The 17,553-nt window shown below is 51.0% G+C and carries 8 protein-coding genes, 1 tRNA gene, 3 rRNA genes and 1 other RNA gene; 1 reads left to right on the plus strand and 12 read right to left on the minus strand.

The window, feature by feature from the left end; translation table 11 throughout:
• Nucleotides 1–49 precede the first annotated feature (49 nt).
• From rrf to D570_RS0100210, 3 genes are all read right to left on the minus strand, one after another.
• Nucleotides 50–167, minus strand: a 5S ribosomal RNA gene (rrf, locus tag D570_RS0100195).
• Nucleotides 168–326: 159 nt separating this feature from the next.
• Nucleotides 327–3,391 (minus strand): 23S ribosomal RNA (locus tag D570_RS0100200).
• A 406-nt stretch (nt 3,392–3,797) separates the two neighbouring features.
• Nucleotides 3,798–5,333, minus strand: a 16S ribosomal RNA gene (locus D570_RS0100210).
• Together the 16S, 23S and 5S rRNA genes form the textbook arrangement of a ribosomal RNA operon.
• A gap of 616 nt (nt 5,334–5,949) precedes the next feature.
• Here D570_RS0100210 and D570_RS0100215 point away from each other — a divergent pair.
• Entirely contained in the window at nt 5,950–6,726 is a 777-nt protein-coding gene (locus tag D570_RS0100215; protein WP_018142397.1) for a (S)-acetoin forming diacetyl reductase, read from the plus strand.
• A 238-nt stretch (nt 6,727–6,964) separates the two neighbouring features.
• Here the strand turns inward: D570_RS0100215 and D570_RS0100220 are convergent.
• The 9 genes from D570_RS0100220 to ffs all read right to left on the minus strand — a co-directional run bounded on the left by D570_RS0100220 (nt 6,965) and on the right by ffs (nt 17,549).
• Nucleotides 6,965–7,038: transfer RNA gene (locus D570_RS0100220), tRNA-Lys, on the minus strand.
• A 203-nt stretch (nt 7,039–7,241) separates the two neighbouring features.
• Nucleotides 7,242–8,762, minus strand: a complete 1,521-nt coding sequence (locus D570_RS0100225) for a formate--tetrahydrofolate ligase (RefSeq protein WP_018142398.1) — start codon at nt 8,760–8,762, stop codon at nt 7,242–7,244.
• Between the two features lie 100 nt (nt 8,763–8,862).
• The gene (locus D570_RS0100230) at nt 8,863–10,389 is read right to left on the minus strand and encodes a C69 family dipeptidase (protein WP_018142399.1); all 1,527 of its coding nucleotides are present in this window, start codon (nt 10,387–10,389) and stop codon (nt 8,863–8,865) included.
• A gap of 224 nt (nt 10,390–10,613) precedes the next feature.
• A complete protein-coding gene (locus D570_RS0100235) occupies nt 10,614–11,168 on the minus strand; it encodes a YbhB/YbcL family Raf kinase inhibitor-like protein (RefSeq protein ID WP_018142400.1) in 555 nt (184 codons plus the stop codon).
• A 133-nt stretch (nt 11,169–11,301) separates the two neighbouring features.
• Nucleotides 11,302–12,465: a DNA polymerase III subunit delta' gene (locus tag D570_RS0100240; RefSeq protein WP_018142401.1), complete on the minus strand. Its 1,164-nt coding sequence runs from the start codon at nt 12,463–12,465 to the stop codon at nt 11,302–11,304.
• Between the two features lie 8 nt (nt 12,466–12,473).
• Nucleotides 12,474–13,124: a dTMP kinase gene (tmk, locus tag D570_RS0100245; RefSeq protein ID WP_018142402.1), complete on the minus strand. Its 651-nt coding sequence runs from the start codon at nt 13,122–13,124 to the stop codon at nt 12,474–12,476.
• Between the two features lie 67 nt (nt 13,125–13,191).
• Nucleotides 13,192–16,041 carry a type I DNA topoisomerase gene (gene topA, locus D570_RS0100250; RefSeq protein WP_018142403.1) on the minus strand — a complete coding sequence of 950 codons (2,850 nt, stop codon included), beginning with the start codon at nt 16,039–16,041 and terminating at the stop codon, nt 13,192–13,194.
• 113 nt (nt 16,042–16,154) lie between these two features.
• Nucleotides 16,155–17,294, minus strand: coding sequence for a phosphatase PAP2 family protein (locus D570_RS07980; protein ID WP_018142404.1), 1,140 nt, complete (start codon nt 17,292–17,294; stop codon nt 16,155–16,157).
• A gap of 160 nt (nt 17,295–17,454) precedes the next feature.
• Nucleotides 17,455–17,549: signal recognition particle sRNA small type (ffs, locus tag D570_RS09155), an RNA gene on the minus strand.
• Between the last annotated feature and the right edge of the window lie 4 nt (nt 17,550–17,553).

Consider the following 17,553-nt stretch of genomic DNA (forward strand, 5'->3'; position numbering starts at 1 on the left):
GAAGTGAGGGGTGGCACCGTGTTGGTGTCACCCCTCATCATACGTGTGATTGCGGCGGTTTGTTACTCTCCCACACCCTATCGAGTGCAGTACCATCACCGTACTAGGTCTTAGCTACCAGGTTCGAAAAGGATACTGGGCGTTTCCCCTAGGCCATGACCACCGCAAAATCTTCAATTATCAACCCCATCAATAATGGGCTCATGTATCATTTGTTTCGTGTTTGTGGTTCGGGGACCGGCTAGTAGACGCGACACGTTTCGTGTTCTCATATAATGCTCCTTGTTGAGTATTAATCGTATTCGCATAAGGAGTGTTCAATAAGAGTGTGATTACCTTCGACTATTAGTACCGGTCAGCTCCACACGTTACCATGCTTCCACACCCGGCCTATCAACCTCATCATCTCTAAGGAGTCTCACACACCCCCAAAGGAGTGTCAGGAATTCTCATCTTGGAGAGAGCTTCCCGCTTAGATGCTTTCAGCGGTTATCTCTTCCGAACGTAGCTAACCAGCCATGCCACTGGCGTGACAACTGGCATACCAGAGGTTCGTCCACCCAGGTCCTCTCGTACTATGGGCAGGACTCCTCAAAATTCCAACGAGCGCAGAGGATAGAGACCAAACTGTCTCACGACGTTCTGAACCCAGCTCGCGTGCCGCTTTAATCGGCGAACAGCCGAACCCTTGGGACCTGCTCCAGCCCCAGGATGCGACGAGCCGACATCGAGGTGCCAAACCATCCCGTCGATATGGACTCTTGGGAATGATCAGCCTGTTATCCCCGGGGTACCTTTTATCCGTTGAGCGATGCCGCGTCCGTACGCCGGCACCGGATCACTATTTCCGACTTTCGTCCCTGCTCGACCCGTCAGTCTCACAGTCAAGCTCCCTTGTGCAATTACACTCAACACCCGATTACCAACCGGGCTGAGGGAACCTTTGAGCGCCTCCGTTACTCTTTAGGAGGCAACCGCCCCAGTTAAACTACCCGCCAGGCACTGTCCCTGACTAGGATAACTAGTCGAGGTTAGACATCCAATATAAACAGAACGGTATTTCACTTGCCGACTCCACACAAGCTAGCGCCCATGCTTCCAAGTCTCCCGCCTATGCTACACAATCCACACCGAATGCCAATACCAAGGTATAGTAAAGGTCCCGGGGTCTTTTCGTCCTTCTGCGCTTAACGAGCATCTTTACTCGTACTGCAATTTCACCGAGCTCCTGGTCGAGACAGTGGGGAAGTCGTTACGCCATTCGTGCAGGTCGGAACTTACCCGACAAGGAATTTCGCTACCTTAGGATGGTTATAGTTACCACCGCCGTTTACCGGGGCTTAAATTCACCACGTCACATTACTGTTAATGGATCCTCTTAACCTTCCGGCACCGGGCAGGCGTCAGTGCATATACAGCGACTTACGTCTTCGCATGCACCTGTGTTTTTGGTAAACAGTCGCTACCCCCTGGTCTGTGCCACCCCCAAAAGCTCCACCCGCAAAGAGTTTCACCATCAAGGGTCTCCCTTATACCGAAGGCACGGGAGTAATTTGCCGAGTTCCTTGACCAGGATTCGCTCGATCGCTTTGGTATACTCTACCTGACCACCTGTGTCGGTTTAGGGTACGGGCAGTATACACTCTCACACCGAAGTTTTTCTTGACACCAAGACACACCAAAACACCACCCAACGATGATGCGCATCACACCTCACCCACACGTTCAACGGATTTACCTATCAAACAGGCTGCGTGCTTACCATGCCAAAACCACCTGACATGTCGGCTATCACGATGCGTCACTCCTGTGCTGTCCTACTACAAACCAAGATCCCAATCATGAAAACTCACCACACCCGAAAGCATGGATCATAAACATCAGAGGTTAGTATAGTAAGCCTCGGATTTGACGAGTATACACTGGTAGGAGAATATCAACTCCTTCACCCAATCGACTACGCCTGTCGGCCTCGCCTTAGGACCCGACTCACCCAGGGACGATGAACGTGGCCCTGGAACCCTTAGTCATCCAGCGGACGGGATTTTAACCCGTCTTTCGTTACTCATGTCTGCATTCTCACTTCCATACAGTCCACAAAAGTTTCCACTCCTGCTTCACCCCAGTATGGAACGCTCTCCTACCCAACCAGCCCTAAAGACTGATTGCCGCGTCTTCGGTGGTGTGCTTGAGCCCCGCTACATTGTCGGCGCGGAACCACTAGACCAGTGAGCTGTTACGCACTCTTTCAAGGATGGCTGCTTCTAAGCCAACCTCCTGGCTGTCTATGCGACTCCACATCCTTTCCCACTTAGCACACGCTTAGGGACCTTAGACGACGATCTGGGCTGTTTCCCTTTCGACAACGAAGCTTATCCCCCGCTGACTCACTGCTAGACACCACTTCACAGGTATTCGGAGTTTGGCTGCTATTGGTACCCTATACGGGCCCGCAAGCATCCAGTAGCTCTACCCCCTGGAAACTAATCTAACGCTGCACCTAAATGCATTTCGGAGAGAACCAGCTATCACGGAATTTGATTGGCCTTTCACCCCTATCCACAAGTCATCGCCCCAGTTTTCAACCTAGGTGCGTTCGGTCCTCCACAAAGTCTTACCCCTGCTTCAACCTGCTCAAGGATAGATCATCCCGCTTCGGGTCTAGGGCATGCAACTCAAACGCCTTTTAAAACTCGCTTTCGCTACGGATCCCCCACACGGGTTAACCTCGCTACATACCACTAACTCGCAGACTCATTTTTCGATAGGCACGCCGTCACCCCTCAAGGCTCCGACGGATTGTAAGCTCACGGTTTCAGAAACTATTTCACTGTCCTCCCGGACTACTTTTCACCTTTCCCTCACGGTACTCGTTCACTATCGGTCACATGGATATATTTAGACTTACCCAACGGTCTGGGCAGATTCACACGAAATTCCTCGAGTATCGTGCTACTCGGGACAACTCATAGCAAGACAACGCGCTACCACCTACGGGGCCATCACCCTCTCCAGCCAGGCATTCAATCCTGTTCAGCTCACACGCCATTTTATCACTCACCACCAGCCTGTCAGAACCAGTACAAAGCATCCCACAACACCACTCACGCAACCCCTGACAAGTATCACACGCAAATGGTTTAGTCTCCTCCGCTTTCGCTCGCCACTACTCACGGAATATCTCTTCCTGTAGGTACTGAGATGTTTCACTTCCCTACGTACGCCCCCACAAAAAATGGGTATCAAGCATTCATACTTGATGAGTTTCCTCATTCAGACATCCTCGGATCACAGCTCGGTTGACAGCTCCCCAAGGCTTATCGCAGCCTCCCACGTCTTTCATCGCTCCCATGTGCCAAGGCATCCACCCTAAGCCCTTAACAGTAAAAACACCATTAAACACTACCGAATACAATTCCTAGACAACAAATCATCACACTAAAATGATCACAAAACGATCGAACCACAACTCAAAAAAATAAAAATTCTCAGAGTTCGATTCAATTACAACAAACAAGCAAAAAAATAAAACTTGTTTGCTCGCGTCCACTATCCAGTTCTCAAACCACAAACCCACACACAACCACACACCAAACAAACCATCCAGCATGCAATCACATGGGGAAGCTACCAAGACTGCTGTCGCAATCCGGAAACCCAAAAGCATATTCCACACTACAATGTTTCAATAACATTCCACACCAGAACACAACACCCCACACCACAACAGTGCAAGAAAAAAAATATGTTGTGCCACAAAAACAACCCATAACAATGGGTTCTCAAAATCTCCGTAGAAAGGAGGTGATCCAGCCGCACCTTCCGGTACGGCTACCTTGTTACGACTTAGTCCCAATCGCGAACCTCACCTTAGACGGCTCCCCCAGAAAAACTGTTAGGCCACCGGCTTCGGGTGTTGCCCACTTTCATGACTTGACGGGCGGTGTGTACAAGGCCCGGGAACGCATTCACCGCAGCGTTGCTGATCTGCGATTACTAGCGACTCCACCTTCACGGAGCCGAGTTGCAGGCTCCGATCCGAACTGAGACCGGTTTTCAGAGATCCGCTCCAGGTCACCCTATCGCACCTCGCTGTACCGGCCATTGTAGCATGCGTGAAGCCCAAGACGTAAGGGGCATGATGATCTGACGTCATCCCCACCTTCCTCCGAGTTAACCCCGGCGGTCTCTTGTGAGTTCCCACCATAACGTGCTGGCAACACAAGACAAGGGTTGCGCTCGTTGCGGGACTTAACCCAACATCTCACGACACGAGCTGACGACGACCATGCACCACCTGTGAAAACGCTCCGAAGAGAAACCCCATCTCTGAGGCAATCGTTAACATGTCAAGTCTTGGTAAGGTTCTTCGCGTTGCATCGAATTAATCCGCATGCTCCGCCGCTTGTGCGGGCCCCCGTCAATTTCTTTGAGTTTTAGCCTTGCGGCCGTACTCCCCAGGCGGGATGCTTAACGCGTTAGCTCCGACACAGAACCCGTGGAAAGGGCCCCACATCCAGCATCCACCGTTTACGGCGTGGACTACCAGGGTATCTAATCCTGTTCGCTCCCCACGCTTTCGCTCCTCAGCGTCAGTCATAGCCCAGAGACCTGCCTTCGCCATTGGTGTTCTTCCCGATATCTACACATTCCACCGTTACACCGGGAATTCCAGTCTCCCCTACTACACTCTAGCCTGCCCGTACCCAGCGCAAATCCACCGTTAAGCGATGGACTTTCACACCAGACGCGACAAACCGCCTACGAGCTCTTTACGCCCAATAATTCCGGACAACGCTTGCACCCTACGTATTACCGCGGCTGCTGGCACGTAGTTAGCCGGTGCTTATTCAAAAAGTACACTCACAGTAAAACTGCTTGCTCCCAATTAAAAGCGGTTTACAACCCGAAGGCCGTCATCCCGCACGCGGCGTCGCTGCATCAGGGTTCCCCCCATTGTGCAATATTCCCCACTGCTGCCTCCCGTAGGAGTCTGGGCCGTATCTCAGTCCCAATGTGGCCGGTCGCCCTCTCAGGCCGGCTACCCGTCGAAGCCTTGGTAGGCCACTACCCCACCAACAAGCTGATAGGACGCGATCCCATCGTATAGCACTCAATCACTTTCCCACACCACCATGCGATGATGCGGACCATAGGGCATTACCACCCGTTTCCAGGAGCTATTCCCCACTACACGGCAGGTTGATCACGCGTTACTCACCCGTTCGCCACTCTCACCAACCCAAGCAAGCTTGAGCCAGATCCCGTTCGACTTGCATGTGTTAAGCACGCCGCCAGCGTTCGTCCTGAGCCAGAATCAAACCCTCCACAAAAAACTTGCAAAAAGGCCATCAAAAATGACTCACAAAAATAAAATCAACGAAAAAACAAAAAGTTTCAACGCACAAAAAAAGACACTCATCAAACCATCACAGTACCCAAACACAAAACAATATTCAGGCGAGCATCACTGGCATTATCAAAACAATAAAAAGTAGTACAAAACACGCTCTTGAGTTCTCAAACCACCACAACACAAACCAGCACAACCACTCACAAACCAAGCAATCACACCGCATCAGGCAGCGAATAAAAACAATACACCAAACCACAACCCAGTGCAACCCACACCCCCACAACCCAACAAACACAACCCCACCACGGCGTGTCGAAAAATGGAAGAAAGATCCTCAAAATTCGGAAAATTTCATCCACCGAGTTGTAGGAAGTAAAAAATTGCTCGGATTTCAGTTTTCGTGTCGTTCTATTTTACCAACGCAAACCTGAAATCCCTAAAAGCAACCACATTGAAGCTGACCGAGAACTGTATAAACATGCATGACAACGTTAATTCAATTAACTATACTGTTTTTATGAAATATTAAAGATTTAAGCTCTTCTTCTTAAATTCTTTTCGAGATATTTCATTTCTCATACAAAGGAGTATTTATGGCAGATAAGAAAGTTGCGCTCGTCACGGGCGGTGCACAGGGTATTGGTGAGGCTGCAGTTCGTCGTCTAAGCGCAGATGGTTTTGCTGTTGCTATCGCAGACCTCAATCTGGAGGGAGCGCAGGCTCTGGCAGATGAATTGAACGCCAACGGCGGTACGGCCCTCGCGATTAAGCTGGATGTTTCCGACCAGGCGGCAGTTGATGCGGCTGTGGATGAGGCTACTGAAAAGTTGGGCGATTTCAACGTTATCGTCAATAACGCAGGTCTTGCACCTACCACTCCAGTAGGTACGGTTACACCAGAGCAGTTTGAGCTCGTAACCAAGGTCAATATTGCAGGCACTATGTGGGGCGTACAGTCCGCTACGCGCAAGTTCCGCGAGCTTGGTCATGGTGGCAAGATTATCAACGCCACATCCCAGGCCGGCGTGGTAGGCAATCCAAATCTTATGTTGTACTGCTCCACGAAGTTCGCTATTCGTGGCATCACTCAGGTTGCTGCACGTGAGCTCGCTTCTGAAGGCATTTTGGTAAACGCGTATGCACCTGGCATTGTAAAGACTCCAATGATGATGGATATTGCGCATCAGGTTGCAGTCAATGCCGGCAAGGATGACGAGTGGGGTATGAGCACATTCTCCAAGGATATTGCGTTGGGTCGTTTGAGCGAGCCCGAGGATGTGGCTGCTGCTATTTCCTTCCTCGCTGGTCCGGACTCGGATTACGTCACCGGTCATACCTTGGAAGTCGATGGCGGCATGCAGTTCCACTGATACGCACATCTCCATCGCTTGCCTCTCCCGTAACAGAGAGCTAAAGCATAGGCAGCAGGCGATGGGCACACCATGAACGTGTGGTTTTCACAGCAATGTGGGCCACACGTTTTGTATGCGAGCGTCTACGGCGGCAAGGTGGACTATTGAATTAAACAGCCGAATTGGACATTAGGTAAAAACACAGGATGTTCTCAAAATAAAAAAACCTCAGTCAAAACTGACTGAGGAAAAAACGTGCCCCCTCAGGGATTCGAACCCTGGACACGCGGATTAAGAGTCCGCTGCTCTAACCAGCTGAGCTAAAGGGGCGTTGTTTCTGGCAACGTGTAATTACTATACTCAGTTTTTGTCCGAGTGCAAATACGACACGCCGAAAAATCATCGAATATATCCGAGGCGTCTTAGCGCATCCACGAACCCGCCTTATACCCGCCATATAAGCGTGGGCGCCCAGCCACAAAACTGAACGCCCACACAATGTCTTAACTCATGAGAATCTTAACGCGTTAGAATCACACAATCTTTGGCATAGGTGTGGTCAACGATGTGGTGAGGTTGATATGCACAACGCCTGCCCCAGCGTGTATTTCCACCTTCTTCAGAGTGACGGTGCGCTCAGCCTCCGGCAAAGAATCGTTATCCGTCATCGTTGCTGGAGACTTCACTGGCAAAACTGCCAATGAATTGAAGTCAATGCCGAGTTCCTCAGCGCGAGCCTTCTCTGCAGCCAGAATGTCTTCAAAGCCATCCTTGAGGATAACGCGTTCAGCAGGCACACCATAAGCTTTTTCGATGACCCAGCGCACATTATCCATGAAATCAGCTCCACGCTTGCTCTCAGGACGGAAGTTCGGGTCTGCCTTATCCAGTGCATTGATGAGGCCATCGAGCTGATCGACTAAGCCTTCTCCACCATCGCGCCAAAGGTTGCCAGCAATTGGATCTCTAAATCCAAGCTCTGCAGCCGTTTCACGTAGCTGAGGCAGCTCATCATCCTCACCCTCCCACAGGTTGATCATTGGGAAGGATGCGATGCCCAGCTTTTCCAGTCTGCCCACAGCAAATGGGTAACGCCACTGCAAGGTTGGATCGTCACGCCATGTAGTAGCACGCGTAACGACGACTGCAGCTGCCGGCCACTGAGCGCCATACTCACGAGAAGCAATATCCAGCCACTTCTGTGCGCCCGCATCTGTGCCATAACCTGCTTCTACGACGATGACATCGTGCAAAGCACACGCCAAATCCACAGCCGTCAAGCCTGGGATGCCCAAGGACACGTTACCGAATGGACCGCAATGGATGTAGACAGGAGAGCCTTCAGAGCTTTCCATATATGCTGGCTGCACAGCGTTGCCAATAACGCGCACAATGCGTTCGATATCCACGAATTCTTTTACCCGTACAGGCTTGCCCGTTTCCGCAGAATTACCGGCAATCATGGCACCAATGCGTTCGGAAATTTCCTCCACGCTACGAGACAAGGTGACGATTTGCATCATCTCGCTAGCTGGTGTGAGCACTGTGCGCTCGGCAAGCTTTCCACCGTCTACGCTGATAGAACGCAAAGAACGGCTTGGTGTCTCAGATACGCGAGGAATAACCACTGTGGATAAAATGCCATCATCCACGGCTTTTTCACAGAAGGCCACAAGAAGGTTCTGCGCGTCCGCAATGCGTGCCATTTCTCCCGTAAGACCCCAGTCTGCGATTTCCGGATGAGAAAGTGTGGACTTTCCACCGCCGGAAGCGCCGCCCTTGGAACCTGCTGCAGTAATGCCCATGCTTGGTTGGCGCAAAACCGCAGCAGCATCGATGCCACGCTTGCGCAACGCATCGATTAACGCGATGGTGGTAGTCGTCTTACCCTCACCACGGGATGCCTTCAGTGGCGTAGAAGCCGTAACCAGAACGACCTTGCCCTGCTTGTAATGCGCAGGATTCCGCTTTACTTCGTCCAAAAATGCCATTGCATCAATTTTTTGCACATCGCCATATGTGCTTGCATACTGGGTTAATTTTTCAGCAATCATGCCAAGCCTTCCTCGTTGTTGTCCTCACATGTAGCGTGCGGCGCACGCCATCATATGCTTTAAAGTTTGTCTTCTCCGTTGTGCTGTGAAAGTTCCACATTTAATTGTCGGACATGAAGAATGCGTTCTGCATACTCATGCTCGTGGTGTACAAAACTCGGGAAAGCACATCATTGGTTTCTTTTTGAGCGATATCGCAGATGGACTGATTTGCCGCCTCCAAAATGGTGCGCACGCGCTGATCCTTGGTATCTGCCACCGCCTGCTCGCCCTCGCGGGCAGCGAAGGCGGCGACCTTCTTATCGGTATCGATAATGGTTGCTACGCCCGCAGCGCCGGTCTTTTGGGTATAACGGTCGATGTGTGCACGGTTTTCATGGAAACGTGCATCGGCGAGCGCGGCAATGACGCGATTTGCCCAGTAGAAGTTCTGCGCAGTGTCCACTGTTTCCGTTGTACCCGTGAGATAGCGCGGAATGGAATCCACATTGGTAAATACAGGGATAAATGCGTTGAACGGATTTGAGCCATATGCAGTCCACTGAATAGCGCGGGAAGCCTCCGGCGCATATGGACGAATCTGGATGGCGCACAGGTCACAATTACGGTTGATGCCCACGGTGCGGAATTGGTTGCGCGTCGCCTCAGTGCCATTCTTGCCATAAGGGTCGAACGGCGTGCCTTGATAATGACTGCTCAAGGCGTACTTCACGTCTTCGATAGTGATCTTGTTTTCTGGCTGGCGAGCCCATGGAATGTCATCACTCATTGGGCTATGCAACGCGTTTGGTGTATCCCAGTCCTCATCATATGGATTGAAGAATCGCTGAATCCACCACGCGCGAGGCGTGTTATACACGTGATCAGAATCCGAATGAGAGCCGAAAGCTAGGCGTGGGTTAAACAGGCTGACATTTTCTACAGCCAAATCCAAATGATGTTCTTCTACAAAGTCCAGCAAATCTGCCGAGCACATGTGATCTTCTTGATTGCCAAACGCATCATCAAAGTCGAATTCGTCGATGCCTAACTGATTTGGCATAACCACATACGAATCGTCTGGCACACGCTTAGCCATCCAGTGATGACCACCCACGGTTTCCAGCCACCAAATTTCATCCACGTCACTGAAAGCAATGCCGTTCATCTCGTAGGTGCCATACTGCTCCAGCAAAGCACCGAGACGCTCCACACCTTCGCGAGCGGAGCGAATATACGGCAAAACGATGGTGAGCATATCCTCTTCGCCAATGCCCCCAGGGATTTCCGGCTGACCACCCTGCGCCTTTACCAGCTCAACCAACGGATCTGCACCCAACACACGCTCGTTGCTTGTCAAAGTTTCTGTAGCGCTCATCGCCACATTGAGCTCGTTCACACCATGCTCAGCCCACAAGCCGTTTTTCAACAAAGCATCCGGCACCGAAGTGTAGCGCATAGGATTATCTGGCAAATCAATCTCTACATGGCTAATCACGCTCTTGTAATGGCGTGGCTGATCTTCTGGATGAACAACCTTGAATTCTTTTTCTGTGAATTCGCCATTGGAAGCATCTTCATTACGAGCAATAATGGTGGAACCATCATAACTAGCATTTTTACCGACGAGGATAGTTGTGCAAGGCATGTGCGCCCTTTCTTCGGCCGTTTGCGATTGTGAGTAATCGTGTCATTCTGTTATTTTTGCAAGATTTTGCACAGGACACTTCACGCGGAAGTTTCATATGAAAAATCACCGCAATTTCAAGGTATGTGACAATTACCTTGTCCTTCAGATACTATCACTACGACCCCATTTTATAAGCTGTCATGGCTAGACGATTGCACGATGAAGCCCCGTCAGAACGCGTTTTACGATGCGCGTGAGTTGAGATAAATCTCACCGTAATCGATGACCATCTGTGTGCGGAAAACAACTGAGCGCAATTCATTGAGATAAAAACCCTCATGAAGTTCAAGGATGGGCTCATCCGTACCGTACACGCACAATTTGTAAGCGTGCTCTTTATCCGGCGGTTGTGGGCCGTTATATCGGGTGATAACCGCAGGATTCGTTTGGCGGGCAAGGGCACCACCGGCGGAATTCCTTCCCTGAACCGCTTCCGGGATAAGCGTTGGAAGATTACGAGAAAAATCTTCCGGCACTTGCAACGCATGCGCATCGTTAAAGTCATACATCAGAGCGTCCACAGGCACATTCGCCACTGTCCAATGAATCCATTGGAATCCGCAAACAGGGATAGCATCGTCATCGAAGAACTCCCAATGCAGATAACGCACTGCTGGATTCATACGGTCAATATAAAACGGAAACGACGTCGTTGGGTATCCGTCTGTTACATGCTCCTGAGGAGCAAACTTGCCGTATTTATCAGGAATTTGAGTAAAATCAGCAGAAATCTTCATACTTCCAGTATGCCACTGTTTAACTTTTCTCAGTTATATTTTCATATCATCCACGCAATGTAGACGACATTTTGCGCAAAACGTTCAGTCAGTACTTTCTTTTTACCTTCTTCCGTCCTTCTTTACGCAAACTCTATGCAAACACCAGCGAGGTCAACAATGCTTCCAATGCCAGAAGAATAGGCGTATTGCCTTGAATGCGGCGCTTCGCCACATCGATGCGCGCGATGGCGTCCAGTGCCTGCTGACGGCTGACGCGCACAGATAGTGCGGCTATTTCTTCGGAAAATTCCTGATTGATTAAACCACTGACCAGCTCGGCATTATTGTGAATCACACAAATATCGCGGAATACGCTGGCGATGGTGCTCAAACCACGGTCGATGACATCTCTCGACAAACGTGTCACTCTGCGTTTGACATCATCCTTCTTGCCGATGGCATTGAATTGCGCACGCAGAGAAGCATCCATGGAGTCCTTGTCCCCTAAACCATGAATGCGTCTAAATTCTAACTGTTCCTTTTCTACCTGAGCGTTGACGGTCGTTTCGGCTTGATCTTGGGCGGACTTTGTTAATTCATCCGCAAGCAGCACAGCATGCGAGGAGCGCGTCATGGAGACTAAATTATCGACGATATCATTGCGCATGCGCACGGCTTCCGCATCCGTGGCATACAGACGCGCAATGCCAATGTGTCCCTGAGCTAAGCGGGCAAATTGCTTGGCTTTGTGCTCATCCACGCCTGTGCTATCCATTAAGAAATCCGCCACGGCCTGCAAGGGTGGCACGGCTAATGTAACAATGCGCGTACGCGAACGAATGGTCGGTAGCACGTCTTGCGCAGAAGGTGCGCACAAGAGCCAAATTGTGTGATCGCTCGGCTCTTCGATATCCTTGAGCAACACATTGGTCGTGCGCTCGCTCATACGATCCACGTCTTCAATAATGATGATTTTCCACGGCGCAAGCACAGGCATCTGCTCGGAAGAAGCCACGAGTTGGCGCACTTGGTCGATGGTAATGCTGACGCGGTCTGTAGCCAGCGTCACCACATCCGGATGCGTGCCCGCCTGGATAAGGTGGCAGGTTTCGCACTGCCCGCAGCCATGGTTCGGGCAATTCAACGCCATGGCAAACGCTTGGGCTATATTCGAGCGTCCCGATCCTGCTGGACCGCAAATAAGCCAAGACTGCGCAATGTCCTTTGTAGAAACGGCGACACGGCTGAGCAAATCCACCACAGGTTGCTGGCCGATAATCGATGACCACACCGATGAGGTTGTGAGGCTATCCATGTGCTGCCTTACTGATCGGATTGCTTGGACTCGGACAGGGATGCACTCTGTGCACTGAGTTTTTCGGCATCCGAGCGAATGGACTGCCACACCTCGTCGATGCTCTGAGAGGCATCGATAATGCAACATCTGCGCGGATCGGCCTGAGCAATGTCTAAAAAGGCTTGACGGGTACGATCGAAAAATGCTTTGCCAGAGGATTCAAGTCGATCCAATTCACCCGTTAAGCGTGCACGAGACTGCTCGAAACTCATATCCAAAAGATAAGTACGCTGCGGTTGCAGGCCGCGCGTAGCAAATGTGGATAATTCACGAATATCGCTCATGGTCAGCTCGCGACCGCCACTTTGGTACGCCAAGGAAGAATCCACATAGCGGTCAGAAATCACAACATGTCCTGCCTCCAAGGCGGGACGAATAACCGTATCCACATGATGTGCGCGATCCGCGGCATAGAGCAAGGCCTCGGCGCGTGCGGAAATGTCATCACCATGCAGAAGCATGTGACGGATGCTCATGCCGAGCTGTGTGCCACCCGGCTCGCGTGTCACAACTACACGGCGTCCGAGCTGCTCGAAATAGGCTTGGAGCTTTGCCACCTGCGTGCTCTTCCCCACTGCGTCCACGCCTTCAAAGGTGATAAAAAGACCTGAAGTCATCTTTTCCTCAGTTATTTCCTTACGTCTGTGCGCATCTTACACGTATGCGGATGCGTTACTCGTTCGACTATTCTTTCAACTGTGCGCTTGTAGCGGACTTCGTAGAAGATTTAGCAGTAGATTTCGTTGCAGCCTTCTTCGTCGCAGTTTTCTTTGCAGTCGTCTTTTTGGTCGTAGATTTTTTCGCCGTGGTCTTCTTTGCGGTCGTCTTCTTGGCAGTAGACTTCGCGCTCCGACGACGTTTCACAGGACCGGCAGCACGCTTTTCTGCAAGTAAGCGAAATGCTTCCGCAGGTTCTATAGACTCCGCCGTGTACTGCTTCGGCAAGGTGCGGTTCGTTTCACCATCGGTGATGTACACGCCATAGAAACCATCCTTGATAGTGACATTCTTGCCTGTTTCTGGATCAGCACCCAGCTCACGCAGCGGTGGCTTAGCAGCTCCGCGCGTTCTTCTGCCGTACTTCGGCTGGGCAAAAAGTTCCTTCGCTTGCTCGAGCGTAACGGTGAAAATCTCTTCTTCGGAACCCAACGAGCGTGTTTCTGGCTTACCCTCGGCGCTGTTCTTGGTCAAATATGGACCGTAGCGGCCGTTATTTGCCAAAATTTCAACCTGCTGACTCTCGCCCGTTTCCGCGTTCGTCTCCTCAACCGTGCCTACCACACGTGGCAAATCGAGCAGACGAACGGCGTCCTCCAGAGTGATAGCCTGTGGAGTCATGGTTTTAAACAGCGAAGCCATTTTTGGCTTTTCAGTCGAAGCTGTTTCTTCACCTTCCTGAGTTGGAGATACAAGCGCCACGTATGGACCAAAACGACCATTGCGCACTTCCACCGTGCCACCGGTGACTGGATGTGTGCCCAGCACGCGTGGACCGCTGGAGTTATTTTCAATGAGTTTATGACCTTCTTCAACCGTTAACTCATCTGGAGCCAGGGTATCCGGCAGGCTTGCACGCTTTGGTTTGCCCTCTGCATCCACGTTACGCGAGTCTTCCAAGTATGGACCGTAACGTCCTACGCGGACGGCGAGACCATCGCCAATTTCGATTGTATTGATTTCACGCGCATCGATTTCGCCTAATTGATCCACCAAAGAGTGCAGACCTTTGTGCACATCTTCCGCGGTTTGAGCAGAATCGTCGGATAAGCCGAAGTAGAAACGTGTCAACCATTGGCGACCCGTTTCCTTACCTTGAGCAATGTTATCCAAGCCGTTTTCCATCTCCGCTGTGAACGCATAATCCACATACTGAGGGAAATTCTGCTCAAGAAGTTTAATAACGGCAAAAGCAAGCCAAGATGGAATCAGCGCTCGACCACGCTCATACACATATCCACGATCGATAATCGTAGAAATAATGCTGGCATACGTCGATGGACGCCCAATTTCCTTGGCTTCCAAGGTGCGCACCAAGGAGGCTTCCGTGTAACGCGCTGGAGGCAATGTTTCATGTGAAACGGGCTCTACCTTGAGAGCGTTAAGCATATCGCCCTCACTGAGCGGAGGCAAAATCGTATTATTATCCTCACGAGATTCCTTTGAGGAGCCCTTTGACGATCCCATAGCCTTTAAGAAGCCTGGGAATTCGATAACCGTTCCACTGGCTTGGAAGGTCGCCACGCCCTGATCTGCCGCGTCTGCACTCAGGCGAACAGTAGCCGTGGAGCCTGTAGCTGGCGCCATTTGTGATGCCAGCGTACGCCTCCAAATAAGGGTGTACAACTTCAACTGATCCGTAGGCAGGCTGCTTGCCAAGTCCGCAGGATTGCGGAAGGAGGATCCTGCTGGGCGGATAGCCTCATGCGCCTCCTGAGCGCCCGCAGTTTTCGTAGCAAACTGACGCGGTTTTTCGGACAAGTACTGCTCACCCCACTGCTCGGTTACACTCTTTCGAGCGGCGGAAATAGCCTCCTGAGACAGCGTGACGGAATCCGTACGCATATAGGTAATATAACCGTTTTCATACAAGCCCTGTGCGGCTCGCATGGTGGCGCGGGAAGACATGCCTAGGCTATTGCCGGCTGCTTGCTGCATGGTGGAGGTGGTAAATGGTGGCAAAGGATTGCGCGTATATGGTTTGGTGCCCACATTTTCTACGACAAAATCGGCTTCTTGTAACGCCTTACTCAGCGCTTGAGCAGTCGCCTCATCAATGACAATTACGCCATCTTTTTCGGCAGCCTCCGTCAGTTCACCACGATCCGTGAAATCTTTAGAACCAGCTACGCGCACATCATCCAAAGAAATAAGCCGTGCCGTAAAAGCATCGGATGAGTCTGCAGCCAGCTGCGCATTGAGATCCCAATATGCGGATTTGATGAACGCCATTCTTTCACGCTCGCGCTCCACAATCAGGCGGGTAGCCACAGACTGCACACGTCCCGCAGAAAGGCCAGGACCTACCTTGCGCCACAAAACAGGCGAAAGCTCGTAACCATACAAACGATCGACTACACGGCGCGTTTCCTGAGCATCCACCATTTGAGCATCCACGTCACGCGTATGATTCAAAGAATCCGTAATAGCTGACTTCGTAATTTCATGGAAAACCATGCGCTTCACGGGAACTTTTGGCTTTAATGTTTCCACCAAATGCCATGCGATGGCCTCGCCCTCGCGATCCTCATCAGTAGCGAGGAAAACTTCGTCAGCATTTTTCAACGCAGATTTAAGCTCGCGAACGGTTTTCTTTTTATCATCGCCCACAATGTAATACGGCTTGAAACCGTCATTGACATTGACACCAAATTTACCGTAGTCAGCCTTGTCTGCAGCAGGAATTTGAGAAGGCTGGGCTAGATCTCGGATATGACCCACTGAAGCAAGTACAGTGTAATCGTCACCCAAGTATCCACCAATTTTCTTTGCCTTCGTTGGTGATTCGACGATAACGAGTTTACTTCCCTTTGCCACAACCGCTCCTCTGCTTAGCTTTCGCCTTTGTGTCAATAAAACGAACTAGTTCTAGTTCATTATTATGCACAGCCCCCCGCCAAAGTATTTATTCACCTGTGTTATGCACCAAGTCATGAGGCTTCAAAATTCTTCGGTGGCACCGGGGGTGCGCCTAACAGTCCCAACCGTGTCAATGGCGCAGCCGTCGCCTGACGCAAAGCCAGAATGCATCCATACATAAAGGCCGACATGCCTGAAATTAATGCAATAGTAGCGTAAATTCCGCTGACAGACAGTGCATCCGGCATATATTGAACGATATCGTACATTTGGCTGACAATATAGGTGCCGTACGCCGCCGCCGAAAGTCCGAGCACAATTAAGGCTGTCGCAACGATTTGCACGCTGACGCTGGATTTGCGCTTGCCAATTTCATCCATACCGCTGGCACGGGTAAATGCCAAGGCCAGCAATCCCAAAGAGCCTGCCAGCATAATCGCCGTCAAAGAATCCGTTGGACGATGCCAGCCATCATAAATCACCATAATGGCCACCGCGGTGGTATATGCCGTGGCCAGCAATGCGGTCACGGCGCGCAAAATACGAGGTACCGCCATCACCAAGGCCACGCCGGCAATCATCGTCAGAGCCGTATGCCCCGACGGTGCGGAGTTTGCCGGATCAGGAATCAACGGATCCAACACCGGCCGTGGTAGCACGCGCTTGGATACAAAGGCGATGCCAAACGCCAGCACCACATACACGGTGATAATGCCGAAAGTATAAAAACGTTTACGGAAAATAGCAAAAAGCATGGCCAGAGCAATCATCGCCACGCTGACCGCGATAATCCAAATGGAATCTGTAAACAGTCGCGGCATAAAGCCTTCCACACTCGGGAACCGGGCGGACATATCCGACCACATCCAGCTATCAAAATACTGACCCGTCAGCGTAAAAACACCTACATAAAAGACACCGACCGTAGCTAACAGACCAATCATGCTCAGCAGCACAGCGCTCACCACGGAGCCGAGGCGTGGATGCGTGGAAAGATAGACATCCGAACCGCGATCTACGGGTTTTTTCTCAGCACGACCGTTCTGCGTACCCTTCTCACCTAAAGTAGCAGAAGCCGTATCTGTGTCATCCGAAAAATCGTCCATTGAATTGCTCTCAATGGCGGAGCCCGACAGGAGTGTGTCTTCTGGCTCAGCGTCATCGTGAGATTTCTGAGGAATATTCACGTCTAAAATCTTATCGTCTGCCATGTGTGACTACCCTAGTTCATTTGCTGTGTGGATGCATGTCCGAATATATAATATGCACTGAATGCGAACATCCTAAGTCGGCATGCACAGTGTCATTGCGCACAGTATCGTTACACAGATGAATGGTGCCGCATCTATTCCACTTTAACGAATTCACAAAAAGAAAAACTCTCACGCACCCGACAGAGGCCACTTACCCTTGCTGCATTCCTGCCCTGGGGGAGTTGGGTGACATATCGCCACGTGAGAGCAATCTTTA

The organism is Alloscardovia criceti DSM 17774, assembly GCF_000376885.1.
Taxonomy (GTDB): domain Bacteria; phylum Actinomycetota; class Actinomycetes; order Actinomycetales; family Bifidobacteriaceae; genus Alloscardovia; species Alloscardovia criceti.

Bases quoted from the DNA above. Each gene is read 5' to 3' on its own strand.
- D570_RS0100215 (WP_018142397.1), top strand. From the start codon at position 5,950: ATGGCAGATAAGAAAGTTGCGCTCGTCACGGGCGGTGCACAGGGTATT.
- D570_RS0100225 (WP_018142398.1), bottom strand. From the start codon at position 8,762: ATGATTGCTGAAAAATTAACCCAGTATGCAAGCACATATGGCGATGTG.
- D570_RS0100230 (WP_018142399.1), bottom strand. From the start codon at position 10,389: ATGCCTTGCACAACTATCCTCGTCGGTAAAAATGCTAGTTATGATGGT.
- D570_RS0100235 (WP_018142400.1), bottom strand. From the start codon at position 11,168: ATGAAGATTTCTGCTGATTTTACTCAAATTCCTGATAAATACGGCAAG.
- D570_RS0100240 (WP_018142401.1), bottom strand. From the start codon at position 12,465: ATGGATAGCCTCACAACCTCATCGGTGTGGTCATCGATTATCGGCCAG.
- tmk (WP_018142402.1), bottom strand. From the start codon at position 13,124: ATGACTTCAGGTCTTTTTATCACCTTTGAAGGCGTGGACGCAGTGGGG.
- D570_RS07980 (WP_018142404.1), bottom strand. From the start codon at position 17,294: ATGGCAGACGATAAGATTTTAGACGTGAATATTCCTCAGAAATCTCAC.